General features: G+C 37.6%; 15 protein-coding genes and 11 tRNA genes. 5 read left to right on the plus strand and 21 right to left on the minus strand.

From position 1 onward, the window contains the following. Nucleotides 1-6: 6 nt before the first annotated feature. The 3 genes from ASO14_RS08515 to ASO14_RS08525 form a co-directional block, all read right to left on the minus strand. On the minus strand, nt 7-807 hold the full coding sequence (locus ASO14_RS08515) for an MIP/aquaporin family protein (protein WP_068453862.1): 801 nt from the start codon (nt 805-807) through the stop codon (nt 7-9). Between the two features lie 125 nt (nt 808-932). After that, nucleotides 933-1,517 (minus strand): glycerol-3-phosphate responsive antiterminator, encoded by a 585-nt coding sequence (locus tag ASO14_RS08520; protein WP_068453863.1) that lies wholly within the window; start codon nt 1,515-1,517, stop codon nt 933-935. 23 nt (nt 1,518-1,540) lie between these two features. Further along, the gene (locus ASO14_RS08525) at nt 1,541-3,172 is read right to left on the minus strand and encodes a glycerol-3-phosphate dehydrogenase/oxidase (protein ID WP_068453864.1); all 1,632 of its coding nucleotides are present in this window, start codon (nt 3,170-3,172) and stop codon (nt 1,541-1,543) included. Nucleotides 3,173-3,443: 271 nt separating this feature from the next. Between ASO14_RS08525 and ASO14_RS08530 the strand changes: the two genes are divergently transcribed. Next, nucleotides 3,444-4,133 (plus strand): metal-binding protein ZinT, encoded by a 690-nt coding sequence (locus tag ASO14_RS08530; RefSeq protein ID WP_068453866.1) that lies wholly within the window; start codon nt 3,444-3,446, stop codon nt 4,131-4,133. 193 nt (nt 4,134-4,326) lie between these two features. On the opposite strand, the gene ASO14_RS08535 is transcribed toward ASO14_RS08530, so the two are convergent. The 9 genes from ASO14_RS08535 to ASO14_RS08575 form a co-directional block, all read right to left on the minus strand. Continuing rightward, a tRNA-Phe gene (locus ASO14_RS08535) sits at nt 4,327-4,399 on the minus strand. A gap of 4 nt (nt 4,400-4,403) precedes the next feature. After that, a tRNA-Ser gene (locus tag ASO14_RS08540) sits at nt 4,404-4,496 on the minus strand. 4 nt (nt 4,497-4,500) lie between these two features. Beyond that, nucleotides 4,501-4,575, minus strand: a tRNA-Gly gene (locus tag ASO14_RS08545). A gap of 19 nt (nt 4,576-4,594) precedes the next feature. Beyond that, nucleotides 4,595-4,680, minus strand: a tRNA-Leu gene (locus ASO14_RS08550). Between the two features lie 110 nt (nt 4,681-4,790). Further along, nucleotides 4,791-5,363 (minus strand): dienelactone hydrolase family protein, encoded by a 573-nt coding sequence (locus ASO14_RS08555; RefSeq protein ID WP_068453867.1) that lies wholly within the window; start codon nt 5,361-5,363, stop codon nt 4,791-4,793. Between the two features lie 66 nt (nt 5,364-5,429). Next, nucleotides 5,430-7,043, minus strand: coding sequence for a M20/M25/M40 family metallo-hydrolase (locus tag ASO14_RS08560; protein ID WP_068453868.1), 1,614 nt, complete (start codon nt 7,041-7,043; stop codon nt 5,430-5,432). A 20-nt stretch (nt 7,044-7,063) separates the two neighbouring features. Continuing rightward, nucleotides 7,064-8,476, minus strand: a complete 1,413-nt coding sequence (locus ASO14_RS08565; RefSeq protein WP_068453870.1) for an amino acid permease — start codon at nt 8,474-8,476, stop codon at nt 7,064-7,066. 70 nt (nt 8,477-8,546) lie between these two features. Beyond that, nucleotides 8,547-9,308, minus strand: a complete 762-nt coding sequence (locus tag ASO14_RS08570; RefSeq protein WP_068453871.1) for a dimethylarginine dimethylaminohydrolase family protein — start codon at nt 9,306-9,308, stop codon at nt 8,547-8,549. Nucleotides 9,309-9,323: 15 nt separating this feature from the next. Next, nucleotides 9,324-10,178, minus strand: coding sequence for a dimethylarginine dimethylaminohydrolase family protein (locus tag ASO14_RS08575; RefSeq protein ID WP_082701566.1), 855 nt, complete (start codon nt 10,176-10,178; stop codon nt 9,324-9,326). A gap of 150 nt (nt 10,179-10,328) precedes the next feature. Between ASO14_RS08575 and ASO14_RS08580 the strand changes: the two genes are divergently transcribed. Then, nucleotides 10,329-11,033, plus strand: coding sequence for an IclR family transcriptional regulator (locus ASO14_RS08580; RefSeq protein WP_068453875.1), 705 nt, complete (start codon nt 10,329-10,331; stop codon nt 11,031-11,033). 93 nt (nt 11,034-11,126) lie between these two features. Here ASO14_RS08580 and ASO14_RS08585 read toward each other — a convergent pair. From ASO14_RS08585 to ASO14_RS08620, 8 genes are all read right to left on the minus strand, one after another. After that, nucleotides 11,127-11,199, minus strand: a tRNA-Phe gene (locus ASO14_RS08585). Nucleotides 11,200-11,203: 4 nt separating this feature from the next. Then, nucleotides 11,204-11,296: transfer RNA gene (locus ASO14_RS08590), tRNA-Ser, on the minus strand. 4 nt (nt 11,297-11,300) lie between these two features. Further along, a tRNA-Gly gene (locus ASO14_RS08595) sits at nt 11,301-11,375 on the minus strand. An 18-nt stretch (nt 11,376-11,393) separates the two neighbouring features. After that, nucleotides 11,394-11,486 (minus strand) — tRNA-Ser (locus tag ASO14_RS08600). 5 nt (nt 11,487-11,491) lie between these two features. Next, nucleotides 11,492-11,566: transfer RNA gene (locus ASO14_RS08605), tRNA-Gly, on the minus strand. A gap of 21 nt (nt 11,567-11,587) precedes the next feature. Beyond that, a tRNA-Ser gene (locus ASO14_RS08610) sits at nt 11,588-11,680 on the minus strand. A 4-nt stretch (nt 11,681-11,684) separates the two neighbouring features. After that, a tRNA-Gly gene (locus ASO14_RS08615) sits at nt 11,685-11,759 on the minus strand. A gap of 129 nt (nt 11,760-11,888) precedes the next feature. Next, nucleotides 11,889-12,395, minus strand: a complete 507-nt coding sequence (locus tag ASO14_RS08620) for a ferritin (protein ID WP_068453876.1) — start codon at nt 12,393-12,395, stop codon at nt 11,889-11,891. A gap of 123 nt (nt 12,396-12,518) precedes the next feature. Between ASO14_RS08620 and ASO14_RS08625 the strand changes: the two genes are divergently transcribed. Then, nucleotides 12,519-13,295: an exonuclease domain-containing protein gene (locus ASO14_RS08625; RefSeq protein ID WP_068453878.1), complete on the plus strand. Its 777-nt coding sequence runs from the start codon at nt 12,519-12,521 to the stop codon at nt 13,293-13,295. Between the two features lie 202 nt (nt 13,296-13,497). Here the strand turns inward: ASO14_RS08625 and ASO14_RS08630 are convergent, their stop codons facing one another. Next, complete coding sequence (locus ASO14_RS08630) at nt 13,498-15,843, minus strand: DEAD/DEAH box helicase (protein ID WP_068453880.1); 2,346 nt, start codon at nt 15,841-15,843, stop codon at nt 13,498-13,500. Nucleotides 15,844-15,956: 113 nt separating this feature from the next. On the opposite strand from ASO14_RS08630, the gene ASO14_RS08635 reads away from it, so the two are divergent. Beyond that, nucleotides 15,957-16,151, plus strand: coding sequence for a hypothetical protein (locus ASO14_RS08635; RefSeq protein ID WP_068453883.1), 195 nt, complete (start codon nt 15,957-15,959; stop codon nt 16,149-16,151). A gap of 75 nt (nt 16,152-16,226) precedes the next feature. Further along, a complete protein-coding gene (locus tag ASO14_RS08640) occupies nt 16,227-17,228 on the plus strand; it encodes a ketopantoate reductase family protein (protein ID WP_068453884.1) in 1,002 nt (333 codons plus the stop codon). Nucleotides 17,229-17,263: the final 35 nt, after the last annotated feature.

A 17,263-nucleotide genomic window follows, 5' to 3' on the forward strand; every position in this document is an offset into this window, starting at 1 on the left:
TTCCTCCTAATCTTCTTTTACATGCTTTACAGTCATTTGAGCAGCTACAAAAATAAGGATAATAATCACTGCAAATACCCAAAATAACGGATTATTTTCTCCCTCAAATACTTTTTGGAAGAATAATGCACCGAATACACCGCCGATAATCGGTCCAACAACTGGAATCCATGCATATGACCAATTCGATGAACCCTTTCCTGGAATCGGTAGTAATGCATGTGCAATACGTGGCCCTAAATCACGAGCTGGGTTAATTGCGTAACCTGTTGGTCCACCTAAAGCCATACCAATTACTACAATTAACATACCCACTAAGAATGGACTCATACCATCTGTAATCGTATTTGTTCCTAAAGCTAGAATACCAAGTACTAATGCAAATGTACCAATCATTTCCGCAATTAAGTTTGAAAATGGATGCTTGATTGCAGGAATTGTTGAGAAAACAGCTAATTTTGCTTCTTTGTCTTCTGTTCCTTTCCAATGTGGTAAGTACATGAAATAGACTAACACTGCACCGATGAATGCACCAATCATTTGCGCTAAAATGTAAGCGGGTACATTTTTCCACGGAAATTCACCAATTGTTGCAAGCGATAACGTTAGAGCCGGGTTCAAGTGTGCACCACTAATTCCTCCTACTGCATATGCAGCCATCGCTACTGCAAGCCCCCATGCAAATGTAATGACAATCCAGCCACCACCGAAAGCTTTTGATTTGTGTAATACGACACCTGCTACTACACCACCCCCGAATAAAATCAATAACATTGTACCAACTAATTCTGCTGTAAAAGTAGACATAAACTCACTCCTTTGGTTTTTTTTGTATGGCAAACAGAAAAAGTCCACATCTAAATAAGCTACTAAAAATAGCTATAGATGCGGACTCCTAATCTCAACCACGTAATATTATCTTATTTTTCATTTTAGATAGGATCACGTGAATCGTCAATATTATTTTGGAATTTTCGCCAAAGTTTTTTATCTGATGTTGTCACGGCTACTGCTCCAGCATCCAAAGCGCGTTCGATTTCTTCCGCATGACGAATCAATCCACCCGTAATAACAGGAATTTTTGTTCGTTCATACACTTCTTGGATCATCTCTGGAATTATACCCGGTAATAACTCAATATAATCTGGTGCATTCTTCTCAATTAAAGAATAACTTTTCTCAAGTGCAATGGTATCAATTAAAAAGACACGTTGAATTGCTAAAATTCCTCGCTCTTTCGCTTTCATAATCATATTCGAACGTGTCGAAATGATACCATCTGGCTGAATTTCATTACATAAAAAGTCAGCTGCAAAATTATCCGTCTTTAAACCATTAATTAAATCAGCATGTATAATTAACTTCTTTCCTACACGTTCTGCTTCTCTTTTTAATGGACGTAATTGGCTAATATGCGTTTCCAGTAATACAACATATTCAAATGGACTTGAAAAAGCACGATCGACTTGACTAATTGTTTTGGCAGCTGGAATAATGCGCTGATTTTGAAAACTCATGTCGTTCTCTCCTCTCAAGCAAATTATTTGGCTGTTGTTGCGCGTGTAATCTCTAACTCCAATTGTTCAGTATATAACGCTTTTTGGTTATCTGTCCACTGTAATTGTTGAGACATCAATTGTAAAATGACTTCTTTGTATTCAATTACTTCTTGAATATTAAAGAATAAATCACTTGTACGACGAATGAAGAAGTCATTTGGATGTTGTACAAACTCATAAGCTAAACCATATTGTAATTGTGCATACAATCCTGCTGGTAAATTACTTGGTGCTTCTGCTAAGTAAGCAAATACTCGATTCACATTCGCTCCGTAGTGATGCGCAAGATGGCGCGCTTCTTTTTCTGTTAAGCCATGTTTTACACCTTCAGCCACTTTCATATCGATGAATTTTTCAAGATTTTGTGAACCACCAATATCACCACCTGAAATTTTCAATTGCTTCGTTTGACAAGGTGCTAGTGTACGGTTATAGCTTGACGCAATACGATTAATCACGCCTTCTGCCATTTTACGATAACCTGTTAGTTTACCGCCCGCAATCGTAATTAATCCTGTTTCAGATTCCCATACTTCATCATGACGTGAAATTTCAGATGGGTCTTTTCCTTCTTCATGGATTAATGGTCGAACCCCTGCCCAACTTGATTCAATTTGATGCTCTGTAATATTCACATCTGGGAACATGTAGTGAATCGCATCTAAAATGTACTTACGATCTTCTTTTGTGATTTCCATATCTTTTGGATCACCTTTATAGAATGTATCTGTTGTTCCCACATATGTTTTTCCATTACGTGGAATCGCGAATACCATACGACCATCTGGTGTATCAAAATAAATCGCTTGTTTTAATGGGAATACAGACTCATCAAATACTAAGTGAACACCTTTTGAAAGAATTAGATGTTTTCCTGTTGTTTTACCTTCGATTGAACGCACGTCATCCACCCATGGACCCGCTGCATTGATTACTTTAGTTGCACGAATATTGAAAGATTGATTATTTAATACATCTTGTGCTTCAATCCCGTTAATTTTTCCTTGCTCATTATATAAAAAGCCTGTTGCTTTTGTGTAATTAATTAATGTCGCACCTTTTTCAACTGCTGTTTTTGCAACTTCAATTGTTAGACGTGCATCATCGGTACGGTACTCTACATAGACACCGCCACCTTTTAAGTCAACTTTCTTTACAAGTGGTTCTTTTGCTAATGTTTGCGATGCATTTAACATATAACGACGTTCTGATTTTTTAACGCCTGCTAAAAAGTCGTATAGACGTAAACCAATATTTGTTGAGAATTTGCCGAATGTACCACCTTTATGGAACGGTAATAACATCCAAACAGGTGTTGTTACGTGCGGTCCGTTCTCATATACAATTGCACGTTCTTTACCTAACTCTGCAACTTCTTTAATTTCGAATTGTTTTAAATAGCGTAAGCCACCATGCACTAATTTTGTTGAACGACTAGACGTACCTGCCGCGAAATCTTGCATTTCAACTAATGCCACAGACAAACCACGTGTAACAGCATCTAGTGCGATACCGACACCTGTGATTCCTCCACCAATTACTAATAAATCATATGATGTTTGTTGTAATTCCTCGATTGTTTGTTGACGATTGAATGCTGATGCTGCTCTCATACGTAAATTCCTCCTATTTTTAGACGCGAAAAAAGAGACCTTTAAAAAGCACATAGCTATCGCATGTGTTCTTTAAAGGTCTCTCATTCACTCAAACCAATTATTAACTTGACTTCATTGTACATCTGTTTGAAACCATTTGCAACCTTTGTGATTTAGTTTGTTCTATTTTTTATAAATAGTAATCATTACTATTTATGTTGACACTTACAAATAATCCCTTTATAATTCTAAAGTGTAATCATTACTATTTAAAGGAGCGTACTTACAAATGAACAAGCAAACATGGGGTAGTATTTTAGCACTTAGTCTATTACTAACAGGATGCAACGGGACTACCGAGGAAGAGAAAGTGAAAGCTGAGAAACCAACAGAAGAAACAAAGAAACACGATCATAATCATACAAAGTTGAGTGAAACACAAAAACAAATTTATGCAGGTTACTTTAAAGATGAACAAGTAAAATCGCGTAAGTTAAGCGATTGGGCTGGTGATTGGCAATCGGTCTATCCCTATTTACTTGATGGTACATTAGATGAAGTATTTACTTATAAAGCAAAAAAAGATAATAGTATGACTGCAGAAGCATACAAAAAATATTATAAAAAAGGATATAAAACATCTATTGAACATATCAAAATTAAAGGAAACCAAGTTACTTTTACAGAAAAAGGAAAAGAAGCAACAGGTACTTATAAAGAAGATGGATATGAAATTTTAACATATGAAAAAGGTAATCGTGGTGTCCGTTATATCTTTAAATTAGTAGAAAAAGATTCAAATTTGCCAACATATATCCAATTCAGTGACCACAGTATTTCACCTACTGCATCTTCTCACTATCATATTTACTTAGGAAATAATCGTGCAAATTTATTAAAAGAAGTAACGAACTGGCCAACATTTTACCCTTCTTCTATGAATGGACATACTATTGCACACGAGATGATTGCTCACTAATAATTTGAGAATACTTATCTTTATGTTAAACAAAAAAATTCGACGATTCATATAAAAAAGCGAGTTACATTTCATAAATGAAACGTAACTCGTACTAAATTTCAATTCTTTTTATTGGTGTTTCTAACTAACTTCATGTGACAAAAAACTATAAAAAATCGCGCAAGTAGTATAACTACTTGCGCGATTAGTATGGGTCGGGACGGAATCGAACCGCCGACACTTAGAGCTTCAATCTAATGCTCTACCAACTGAGCTACCGACCCTTTATGGAGGAGATAGAGGGATTCGAACCCCCGCGCGGTTTGACCCGCCTGTCGGTTTTCAAGACCGATCCCTTCAGCCAGACTTGGGTATATCTCCATTTTGGAGCGGAAGACGAGGTTCGAACTCGCGACCCCCACCTTGGCAAGGTGGTGTTCTACCACTGAACTACTTCCGCAAATTAAGCATAAAAAAGATGCCGAGGACCGGAATCGAACCGGTACGATGATCACTCATCGCAGGATTTTAAGTCCTGTGCGTCTGCCAGTTCCGCCACCCCGGCATGGATGTATAAATCACGCTATTATTAAGTGATTTATTGTTACTGACAATAATTATATTATCATAACTACTACACGTTGACAACTATTATCTGAAATTTTTTCTTACTTTTTATTTCAAATCGAACCATTGTTGTAATACTCGCTTCGTAGTCTGTTCACGATACATTTGATCATAAGGATTCGCAAAGCCATGTGTACCTTCTACTATTTCAAAAGTTACTAGAGGGTGCTCACTTAATCCTATTCTTACATTCTCTGGGCTAAATGCTTTTTCATTCTTTCCAAAGACCATCTGCACAGGTACTTTTGGTATGACATTCGTATAGGAGCGAATACGTGAACCGTAAAAGCATAATACTTTCTGTACAGCAGGATGTTCACTACATAACCATGCGACTGTTGCACCGACACTAAAACCGACTAATTGAATAAAGTCATATTGTTTTGCCAGTGCATCTATTAACTCCTCAACCATCTTCTTTGCTTTTTCAAAACCTACTGCTTCCATAAAATATTCATAGGCTTTTTCCTCTTCATCATACGAAAAAACTTTTGCTCTATTTAATAAATTTGGTATGTAGACATCCATCTGTTGTTGTTCAAATACTTGGCGATAATACGCCATATGATTGTTCACACCATAAATTTCATGTAATACAATAATACATGTCCGTTTATTCATATAACCCCCTCCTCTTCCTACTATAAACGAAAAAGAGGCTGACAATCCAGCCTCTTTCAACATTACTTATACAGCTTCATTTTGTTGTTTCCACACAATCATTTGCTGAATCAACCCTTGAATTAATTCAGGCATTTCTTCAAATGCACTTTTTGTATGCAGTCGTTCTGAAATTTGATGTGCATCTTTTCCGAAAGGTCCTACATTTAAAACTGGTGCGTCGAATGTCGCAATTTGTTCGAAAGGAATTTCATATGTCTTGCCCCATACCGGTGTATTTTCTTCATAGCTTTGCCAGCCATCATCTAAAACATATTGGCAATAACTCAAGTCACAAATACCATTAAAGTAATGAATTTGTTCGAGTGGAATGTCATATGGTTTTGCTGCATCTAATAAGTACGACACTGCTTGTTTCATAAACGGATGCTCTGACGAATTCGCTGGTGGATAATACGGCGGCGCAAATAAAATAACCGTCGCTGGTGCTAACTCTTTACAATGAATCATCAATTCATCCGCAATCTTCAATGATTTTGTTCGGTCATCCCATGTATCATTCGTATAAATTCCCTCTTCTAACTCTGACACTTTCTCTTCACCTAATTTTTCAAGGGCATACTTTTTCAATTCACTAAAGCGAATCGTACGAATTGTACCAACAGGCTTTACATTCTTTTTCGCACAAATTTTTTCGTATTGTGCATTACATTTGTCCATCGCTTCTATTGTTACTTGTTCAAATATATCAAAAATCTCGCTTGCACTACGCTTCATTAAAAATACGTTATAAAGCGCTGCTGCTCGGTACGGTGTTTGAGTTGAGTACTGCTCTTTTAAATCTTTTAGCTGCAGTGATACAGGGAGCGGTGTTGGTTCGCCGTAAACTGTCTCTTCAAAGCGATCATTAAATTCCATCTCAGCTGTTAAGAAGGCACTCATAAACGGTGCTGTAATGCCTTTTAATGGTTCACCAACATGCGTTTCTTTTCCGTAAAATAAAGCTGCGGGCATAATTTTCCCAATTGTGCCTGAATAGATGTACTCTTTGACATCTTCTGGACCTTGTGAAAAAGATGGCTCACTATTTAAAAATAACTCAATGTGTAAATCATGTTTATCACGTAAAGCTGCAATATGTTCCACTGCTTTTCGCATACCTGCTGAGTTTACTTCTTCATCAGGTACTGTAATAAGTAGTAAATTAATCGGCCACTGCTCTTCAATCGCTTTTTCGATTAACTGCATGTGTAAACATAGCCCCATCTTCATATCCATAACACCACGTCCAAATAGATACTCGCCCTTTTGTAAATCTTTCTGTGCCGCTTCATTGACATAATGTGGCTGTTTTTCTAAAAGTGCTGTCAGCTCTTCTGGTTGTGTCGCTAAGTGACGAATTTCACCGTATTCTTCTGTTTGGACCGTATCAAAATGACTGATGAGTACAACCGTATCTCGACAATGTGGTGCATGGTAAAAAGCAGATACGACTTGGCGTCCGTAATCGACATCGACAAGTTGCAATTGCGACGGATTCGTTTGAAAATAAGCTAATGTTTCTAGTTTTTCTTTTAGTTTACGCGAAAATAAACGCTCACCTTCTGTAAATGTCTCACTCCCAAAGCTTACTACCTCACATAATAACGCGCGCAATTTCTCAGGTGTTTGCCAATTCATATCTTATTCCTCCTTTTAATTTATAAATCTTCATTCACTTCAGGTACTTGAACTGCTTCTCTCTTTTGTCTTTTTAATTTAATTGAATAAAAGACGATACATAATAGTAAGAAACCAATTCCATACAATACACCTGCCCGTTGTGTTTCATCCCATAGTAAGAAGATGAGAATAGCACTACAGAATGTAATACAAAATAGCGGAATGAATGGATACCATTTCACACGATATTGTAAGTCTTCTAAACGTCCACCAGATTTTACATATTTTCGTCTAAACATAAACTGTGATAGTGCAATCCCCATCCATGAGATTGTAACGGAAATACCTGCAATCGACATAAGAAGTACAAATACCGCATCTGCCTTCATAACACTTGTTAATAGAGAAAGTAATGAAAAGACCATCGTGAATAATAGAGCATTAAGCGGAATGTTACGTTTACTTGTTTTACTGAAAATTTTCGGTGCCATATCTTCAAGTGACATCGCCCAAAGTAAACGTGTTGACGCATATAAACATGAATTCCCAACGGATAAAATCGCTGTTAAAATAATAAAATTCATAATATCTGCAGCATATGGAATCCCAACTAACTCAAGTAATGTTACGAATGGGCTTTCTAACAATCCAAGCTCAGATGATGGGAAAATCGCTGATAAAATGACGATTGATGCAATATAAAAGACAATGATTCGAACTAAGATCGTGCGAATCGCTTTTGGAATCGTCTTTTGTGGATTTTCTGTCTCACCTGCTGCAATCCCAACCAATTCAGAACCTTGATACGAGAAAATAACATTCATCATCGTCACAAAGATAATAATGATGCCTGCTGGAAACAGTAAGGTCGGTTCTAAATTAGTCAAATGTGGTGCAACACGATCCGCCATTGGTACAATACCGAAAATAGCTGCTGCGCCAACGATGATGAAGAATACGACAGCTAATACTTTAATGCCTGCAAACCAAAACTCTGCTTCTGCGAAACCTCTTGTTGAAAGAGCGTTTAGCGAGAATAATAATACGATGAAAATCGCACACCAAATCCATGTTGGCATATCTGGAAACCAATGCTTCATCAAAATACCAGCAGCTGTAAACTCCACCCCTGCAGTTGCAGCTGACCCAACGAAGTACATCCATCCTAACGAGAATCCTGCTGTTGGATGAATAAACTTGGTCGCATATGTCTGGAATGAACCTGTCACTGGCATATGAACTGCCAGCTCCCCTAAACAAGTCATAACCATGTATAAAATAAAGCCTCCGATTAAATAACCAATAATCGCTCCACCAGGTCCTGCCTGATTAATCGTGTAACCAACATTTAAAAAGAGCCCTGTTCCAATAACGCCACCAAGTGATAGCATCATTAAGTGACGACTTTTCATCGTCCGATTTAATTGCGGTGTTGTGTCTTGTTTATGCATTGTAATCCGCTCCCCTTTGTTCTATGCGAATGAGGTTGTCCACCGCGCACTCACGCAGTGGACAACTTTTTTAAAATCGTAATGATAAACAGCTTAATCCCCCGTCTTGCTTTTGGAACTCGCTCATCGGTAACGCAATCACTTGGTAACCATTTTTCTCTAATTTTTCTTTTGTATTTGGATAACCATCTGGGATGATGACATAATCATTCATTAAGATACAGTTCGCTGAATACTCGTCTTCTTTCGGAATAATGATTTTTTTATATTCATCGAATAATGAATTTTCTAAAAATTCACCTGCTAATACCATCGTATTATCACCTAAGTACGCAATGCCTGTTTTTAAATGGAAGAACTCTTTTAATGGTACGATATGCGCTGTATAGCCTTCTTTTTCTAAAATGGCTTGTAGTTGTTTCGCGCCTTCTTCATTCGTTCTCTCCGAAATACCAATATAGAATGTGTTGTCTGCTTGTAATACATCACCGCCATCTAAATAGCCTGGCGATTCAATTGTATAAATTTTGTCATAGAATGTCGATACAGCTGGACGAATCGCTTCAACTTCCCCATTACGACTGTCTGCACCTGGATTTGTAATGACCGCAAATTCTTTTGTTAAAACGGCTGTATCTTCTACGAATGTCGAATCTGGGAATTGCTCATCTGCTTCCAAATAAACTACTTCCACACCGCATTGTTTTAATGCACCAACATAATTTTCGTGTTGTACTAATAGCTCATCATAGTTTGGAACACCTAAATCAGATGTTGTAAGACCTTCTACATAACTTTTACCTGGTTTTTTAACGATGACATGATTGAACATTTTATTTTCCCCCTTTTATATACGAACGACTGGACATGTTAAGCAAGTTGGTCCACCCGTACCTTTTACAGTAATTTCATCACCTTTATATGTGTAAACTGTTGCACCTGCTTCTTTTAATCGCGCTGTTGTTACAGGATTTCCAGCAGGAATCATACAAACTCTCGGCGCTAATGCTAATACATTACAACCCAGTGCATCGTATTCATCATCTGGTACTTCCACAAGTGTAAAACCTTGTGCTAATAACCACTGTCTAAGTGCGACAGGCATTAAACGCGAATGAACGACAGCTAAATCTTTGTCGACGATACTAATGAAGGACATCAGGTGTAGGCATGCTTCTTCCCCTAGATCATGTGGTAATTGAATAACTTTGATTTCATCTACCATCGGTTCTAACATCTCTGTTAACTGGCGAATCGCTTCATCATTTGTACGATAGCCGCGACCAATTGCAACCGTTTTCTCATTTAACCAGACAATATCGCCGCCATCACATACTGCATCCCCCTGCAATTGACCGATAACCGGAATGTCATACTTTTCTAAAAATTCACGATACACTGTTGCTTCTGGCTGACGTAATGCTTTACCTGATTTTAAAATAATTGCGCCTTGCGGTGTAAATTTCACCGGATCATGCGCATAAATCGAATCTAAACCGACACGTTCATCTTGTTCTAAAAACAAAACTTCCCCTACATGCTGTTTTAAAAGCGTTAAAAAATTCTCATACTCTTTTAATGCCTCATCGTAGGTTGGTTCAGATAAATAAAAATATTTCATCCAATTCTCTCGTAGATGTTCTTGACTAATAAAAGCATCTTTCGGATGTTTTACAATCACTTTTTCAAGTTTTTTGTACATTGTGTCTGTAAACAACTGCTACACCCCTTTTATTTTTTCACTAGACGGAAAACAATTCCGTTATATGAAAAATTTATATTCCAAATATAATCGCCATACTTTATAATGTCAATAGATGTATTTTATTATTTTTTAAAAGGAGTGTTTCATATGCAAGCCATTGATCGCATGATGATGATCACAAAGGCCATCTCTGAACACAACCAGACAGGCGTTACCATCAGCCAATTAACAGAACATACCGAACTCGCACTTGCTACATTACATCGCATTTTACACTCACTTGTGGAACATCGTCTTATTCAATTCGATGCAACAACGAAGCGTTACACATTAGGTGATGCATGGATGCAATACGGATTACAAGTATATGATCAATTTGATTATGTATCGAAAATTCGTCCGATTTTAGATGACTTAGCCGAGCTCACACAAGAAAGTGTGTATATGCATAAACCAATGGAAGACGAATCAATGATTGTTGAGCGTTTGGATAGTCCGAATAGTCGTATACATATTGTTGATCGACTTGGTTTACGAACTGCTATGCCAGAAGGTGCTGCTAACCATATCATTTTGGCGCATCGTATTATTTTAGAGAAAAAAGAAAATGTATTTAATGTGGATACTTCATTTTTACAGAAAATCATTGTAGATGGATTTGTTTTAATGGACGATGCACAAAAAGAGACAGTCTCTTTTGCGACACCGATTGTTACGAAGAATCAAGAGTTGTTACATGTGATTAGTTTAAGTGTTCTAGCTTTTTCACTAACAGAAGAACGAACTGAATGGCTGACTAAACAATTACTCGAAACACGAAAGTTAGTCGAAGAAACTTTATATTTTATGTAAAAAGAAAGAGACTTGGAAATACATCCAGTCTCTTTTCTGTTTATAGGCATAGAAAAAAGCTCATAAGTAGTCATACTACTTACGAGCTTAATATGGGTCGGGACGGAATCGAACCGCCGACACTTAGAGCTTCAATCTAATGCTCTACCAACTGAGCTACCGACCCTTCATGGAGGAGATAGAGGGATTCGAACCCCCGCGCGGTTTGACCCGCCTGTCGGTTTTCAAGACCGATCCCTTCAGCCAGACTTGGGTATATCTCCGTTTTGGAGCGGAAGACGAGGTTCGAACTCGCGACCCCCACCTTGGCAAGGTGGTGTTCTACCACTGAACTACTTCCGCAAAATATAAAATTAAAAATGGAGGAGGTAGAGGGATTCGAACCCCCGCGCGGTTTGACCCGCCTGTCGGTTTTCAAGACCGATCCCTTCAGCCAGACTTGGGTATACCTCCGTTTTTGGAGCGGAAGACGAGGTTCGAACTCGCGACCCCCACCTTGGCAAGGTGGTGTTCTACCACTGAACTACTTCCGCAAAAACGTATAAAATTGAAAATGGAGGAGATAGAGGGATTCGAACCCCCGCGCGGTTTGACCCGCCTGTCGGTTTTCAAGACCGATCCCTTCAGCCAGACTTGGGTATATCTCCATTTTGGAGCGGAAGACGAGGTTCGAACTCGCGACCCCCACCTTGGCAAGGTGGTGTTCTACCACTGAACTACTTCCGCATCTCTTACTGACAAAAAATATATTATCATAGAATATCGAATATGGTCAACTATTTTTTTAAAATATTTTTTAAAATAAAAATAAGATGCAGGAATTGTTTATAAAACAACCCCTACATCACTACTTTACTATTCTGCTGGTGCTTTGAAAGAGCGTGTCGCAAGCTCTGCATCTAACATGAAAATAGCATTTGCATCGTTTTGGATACGTGCAATCTTTGTGATTAATGTATCAAATGTTGATTCTTCTTCAATTTGTTCATCAATGAACCATTTTAAGAATGCCATTGTCGCATGTTCACGTTCATCTAATGCGATATCTGCTAATTCGTAGATACGGCGTGTCACTTCTTTTTCGTGTTTTAATGCTGTTTCAAAAGCATCTAATAGCGATGTGAAATCATTTTTAACACTTGGGAATTCGCTAATTGTAACGCGTTGACCTAGGTCACTTAGGAAATTATAAAATTTCATCGCATGGAAACGCTCTTCTTCTGCTTGTACTAAAAAGAAATTTGCAAATCCATCATAATCTTGATCTGTGCAATAAGCTGCCATTGCTAAATACGCATGTGCTGAATAAAATTCAAAGTTTAATTGATCATTTAATGCTGCATGAAGTTTTTCTGAAATCATAAAAAACCCTCCTAATGGTTGATTTGTTTATTTTACCATATAACGACTATTTTACCCATTTATACGTTTGTACTTTTTCTCTCTATTCCCTTACACTAATGAAAGAACAAGGAGTTGATTCACATGAATTATGTGACACTATCAGTGAAAGCAGCCAATCAATGGCCTGATAGTATTTGTGCAATTGAATTAATAAGAATAGAAGAAAATGCAATCGTTGATTCTTTTAGTACATATGTCCAAACGCTACAAACGTTTGACCCTTTTTATACAAGTATCCATGGAATTGAAGCAAATGATGTACAATTAGCTCCTACATTTGAATCACTGATTCCCATACTTGAACGATGGCTTCAACATCAAACTGTCATCTCTTATTTCGCACCGTACGATCACCTCTGCTTACAAGAAAGTTTTGAGGCTTGCGGAAAATTAATGCCGCTCTTTACACATAAAAATTTATTGAGCGATATGAAAGCGCAGTGGCCTACCCTTTCTTCCTATACCCTCTATGATGTTCATGTAAAAGTACAGACGAAAGAGGCACTAAATGATGCAGAACGCATTGTACAAATTGCGCAGGCTCTCGAAAACAAACAAGCTCTCACGCACCTTGAAACAGTTGCAACCAAATCTCTTGTTCAAAAAACAGTCGTTTTCACAGGCGCTTTAGAACAAATGACAAGATCAGAAGCTGCTAGAAAAGTCATGCAAGCAGGTGGATTCTTTAGTAATACGATGACAAAAAAAGTGGATGTACTCGTTGTGAGTGAACGAAGCCAACAACAGTATGACGGCACACAAAAACAAAGTTCCAAATGGACAAAAGCCATTCACTTACAACAACAAGGATTCCCCATTCAGATTATCTCGGAAAAAGAATTTTTCACATGGCTTTGAGAAATTAAGGACTTCATTTGACTTGGTTTGTGTGAAATCGAACATTCGACTGGCGAAACGGGACATTCGATGAAGTTGTTGGGTCACTCGCTACTCGATTCGGGACATTCACTCGTCAAAAGAGGACATTCGAGCGCGAAAACGGTTCACTCGTCCACTCAAACGGGTCATTCACCAAATAAAAAAAGTTCGAGCAACGTTTTCACGTGCGTCTCGAACTTTTTTCTTGTATATATTTTTTATAAACGAGCGTTAAATTATCAACGGTTGTTGTGCCGCCTCTTTTTAATGAAACTTTATATGCAATATGAAAATCGATTTTTTCATTGCTTGTATAACCTGTTTTCACACATGTATATTGACCATATCGTTTTTGATTTTCTTCAAAAACGCGATAGACGATTTTACGCCAAATGGCATGATGCTGTCGTTCCAATTGGTTGAGTGGTGTGTCTCGAAAGGCTTCTTCATCTAAGCTTTGTTGGGTATGTTCTAATAAAATAAGCTCGGTTTGAATACATTTTTTATAGTATAAAAATTGATCATCGAAAAAAATACGCAAGAATGGATGCTGCTCCCAATTTTCAAGAACATACTGCTGCTGTTCTCTGTAGCTCATGTTTTGTTTCATAATTTTTTTAGCTAAATCCGTCACATTAATTTGTTGTCGCTCTTTAAATACTAGTAGTTTCGGACATTCACCTGTTACTAAATAGTAATGGATGAGCGTGACAAGGTCCCAAATATCATACATCGGACTTAATTGGTCTTGAATGAAAAATTGCATTTCTAATTCTTCAGCATACGCACGTAATGCGCGGCGTTCTAAATTTGCATGTAGCCCCTGCTGTACACAATACGTAGGTAAAAATCGAAACATCGCTTCGTAGTCTTCTACATCACTTTCATAAACTAAAATATTTTCTGAAATCGCGCGCTCTTCATGGATATAACGTAATGAATAAATACCTTTTGGCACACTTTGCTCAAATGTTCGTTCTTCAATTGGCGCTTGATCTTGTAGTCTCTGCGCCACTTGTTCCACCATTTTTGCTGAAATCATTTGTGTCATTTGAAGTGGTAGCTGCTCAGATGGAATCGGCTCTAAATTTTCGCCAGCCAGTAATACGCGCGGATTAGACCATGCAATTTTCTCAGCCCATTCATCAATAAAACTAACAATATACGCTTCTTTTGTTCCACCTGCTGCAACACCTCGTAACGCTCTTCCAACCATCTGTGTCATCAGAATTGCAGATACAGTAGGACGTGTTAAAAAGACAGTCTGAACATCTGGAAAATCTGCTCCTTCTGTTAAAATCGCCACATTAATTAAAACAGGAAATACGTTTTCTCTAAATGCTTGAATGGTCTGTTGGTTTTCTATGGATGTTTCATGATTTGAAATGACGACACGTGCATCTATACCATATTGTTTAAAAACTTGTGCAAGAGTTAAAGCATGCAATCGATTCATCGCAAATAGAATGGTTTTACCATATTGTTTTTGACGCTGAACATATTGTTGTACAATCATGTGATTTCGTGGTTGATTCGCTACAAGTTGCTGCATAATTAATTCAGGTAGTTGATCTAGTTGTTGAAGTGTTCGCCACTGTTCTTCGTTCAATACTGTTTGAACTACCACATCTGTTTGCAATGAATGAAAATGTGGTGCTGCTAAAATACCATTGGCAATTAAATGTTTCAAATCTTTTTTGTAAAAAATACCATCTGTAAATAAAGCACGTAATGCACCTTGTTCACTTTCGGCTGTTCGAAATGGTGTCGCTGTAAGCCCAAGTAGATACATGCGAGCACCTTGACGTTCTATATGTGAGAGTAATGTTTTATATGTTGTAGAGGTCGCATGATGTGCCTCATCGACTACGACATAGACCTCTTGTTCGTCGGCTAACCAACTACTTAAAATTGCTTCATGATGTACTAAACTATCTTTACTCGCAATGAGTAATTGTTCATCTTGAATTAAACGAGCTGAATCATGTACACCCGACACTATTCGATAGGTTATATCGCACTGTGCGTATTGACAAAATGTCGCATAGGCTTGATTTAATAATTCATGGCGATGCGCAAGCCACAATACCTTTTTCCCTCTCACTAATGCTGCTTCCCATAGCCAGCGAACCGCAGTCGTCGTTTTCCCTCCACCTGTTGGTAGTACAACAAGTCCTTTAAAAGAAGTCTTTTTTCGCATTTGATGTAAACGGTGAATAGCTTCTGCCTGAAAAGCATATGGAAGTGGTGGTGTGTGCTGCGCTTTTCGAATCATCTGTACTTGTTTTTCTATGTAAAAATGAAGTGAATCATCTGGAGAAATGGCTGACCAACTCTCTACTTCTTCTGGTAAACGTAATGTCAACTTAGAAGAACGAATTGCCTGTTCTACTTCTTCCACTCGCTTTTTCGAACGTGTTTGGTAGCCGAGCTTTTTCATAAATGTACGGCATTTAATGGAGACACGCTGCTGTTGATTATTCATCGCGCGCATCGTTAAATCATTTAATAATTCTTCTACTTGCATATACGCCAACCTTTCCGAATATTTGTTCTTATATTATATCAAAGGAAAACAACAAATACAGGGCTTATCTTTAAATTTTTGGGGAATTACTCTATATGAAGGGAGTTTTCATCATGAAAAAAGATAAAGATATTTTACCAGACGAACCGATTTTAAAAGAAAATCCACAACGCGTATATGATAAAGATACGGAACTATATGATACAGTGCTAGATGACGTCGTAAGTGACGACGATTCGGAAGATAATGTAGAAGCGGAATACGAAGGCGTTAGTGAAGATGTACTCAATGATAACCCACCGCTCTAAAAAACTGCCTGCAGCACTGATTGCTCAGGCAGTTTTTCTTTTCTCTAATTAATGAAGCGATAAAGGAGATTTTAGATGAAAATTGCGATCATTGGCGCTACAGGAAAAGGTTTAACTGTTGCAGCCTATTTACAAAAAATTTATCCAGACGTGACAATTCTCGATGTGCCGATGGAACCGCTTGAGCAAATTCAGTCACGTGGAGTTACGATTTACTCAAGTACAACTTTTCTTACAAATTTCGTTGTGAAACCAATTGAAGCATGTGCCTCTGATTATGATTTCGTATTTTTATTTGCTCATCCCTTTTATAATAAAAATATTTTACCTATTCTAAAGTCTACGCTACAGCAAAGGTGCTTTATCGTATCATTTCAAGAAAATCTTTCGGATTGGGAGTTAATTCAATCGTTTCAAAACTTTCCAGTCCTTTCAGCTGTTTGTAAATTTGAAACTTATGTCAAACAGCATCACCAAGTTGTCGTCACTTCACCGCACACTTCTCTCAACCAAGTTGCTTTTGACTTATATGATAGTCATCCATCTTACTTTTATTACGCAGAAGAAGTAAAAAGTGTATTAGACACCATAGGCTGTACACAAATTGTACGTACTGCTTTTGATATTAAATGGACACAAGCTATCTTCTCTGGAGCAATCGACCGATTAGCCAGTGCTTTAAATTGTTTATATGGCGATATTTTACATCATCCTATTGCTTTACAATCCTCCATTCATTTAGTAGATGAAATTGTACGGATAGCTAAAAAATACAACATTACGTTAGCAAAGACATCCGAACTGGATTATGCCGCATTAATAATTGATTCTGATACCAAAAAAACCGAAATGATGCCAATTATTGAAAAGTTATTACTTCCCTATCAAAAAATACCTTCCAATCAAGATGCTTATTTGATTGATGAATTATTAGAAGTAGCTACTTTAGTCGATCAGCCGACCCCTTATTTAGAGACACTTGCTCATTGTTTACATGAAAAAAATGAAGAAGATTTTCATAGGAATATCGCTTGTTTTCAACCACTGGTAACAGGGACACTGTGGCGACAAGAATAAAAAAAGAGTGAAATCAGATAGGGGTAACCTTATGA

It is taken from the genome of Kurthia sp. 11kri321, from assembly GCF_001534765.1.
Lineage (GTDB): Bacteria > Bacillota > Bacilli > Bacillales_A > Planococcaceae > Kurthia > Kurthia gibsonii.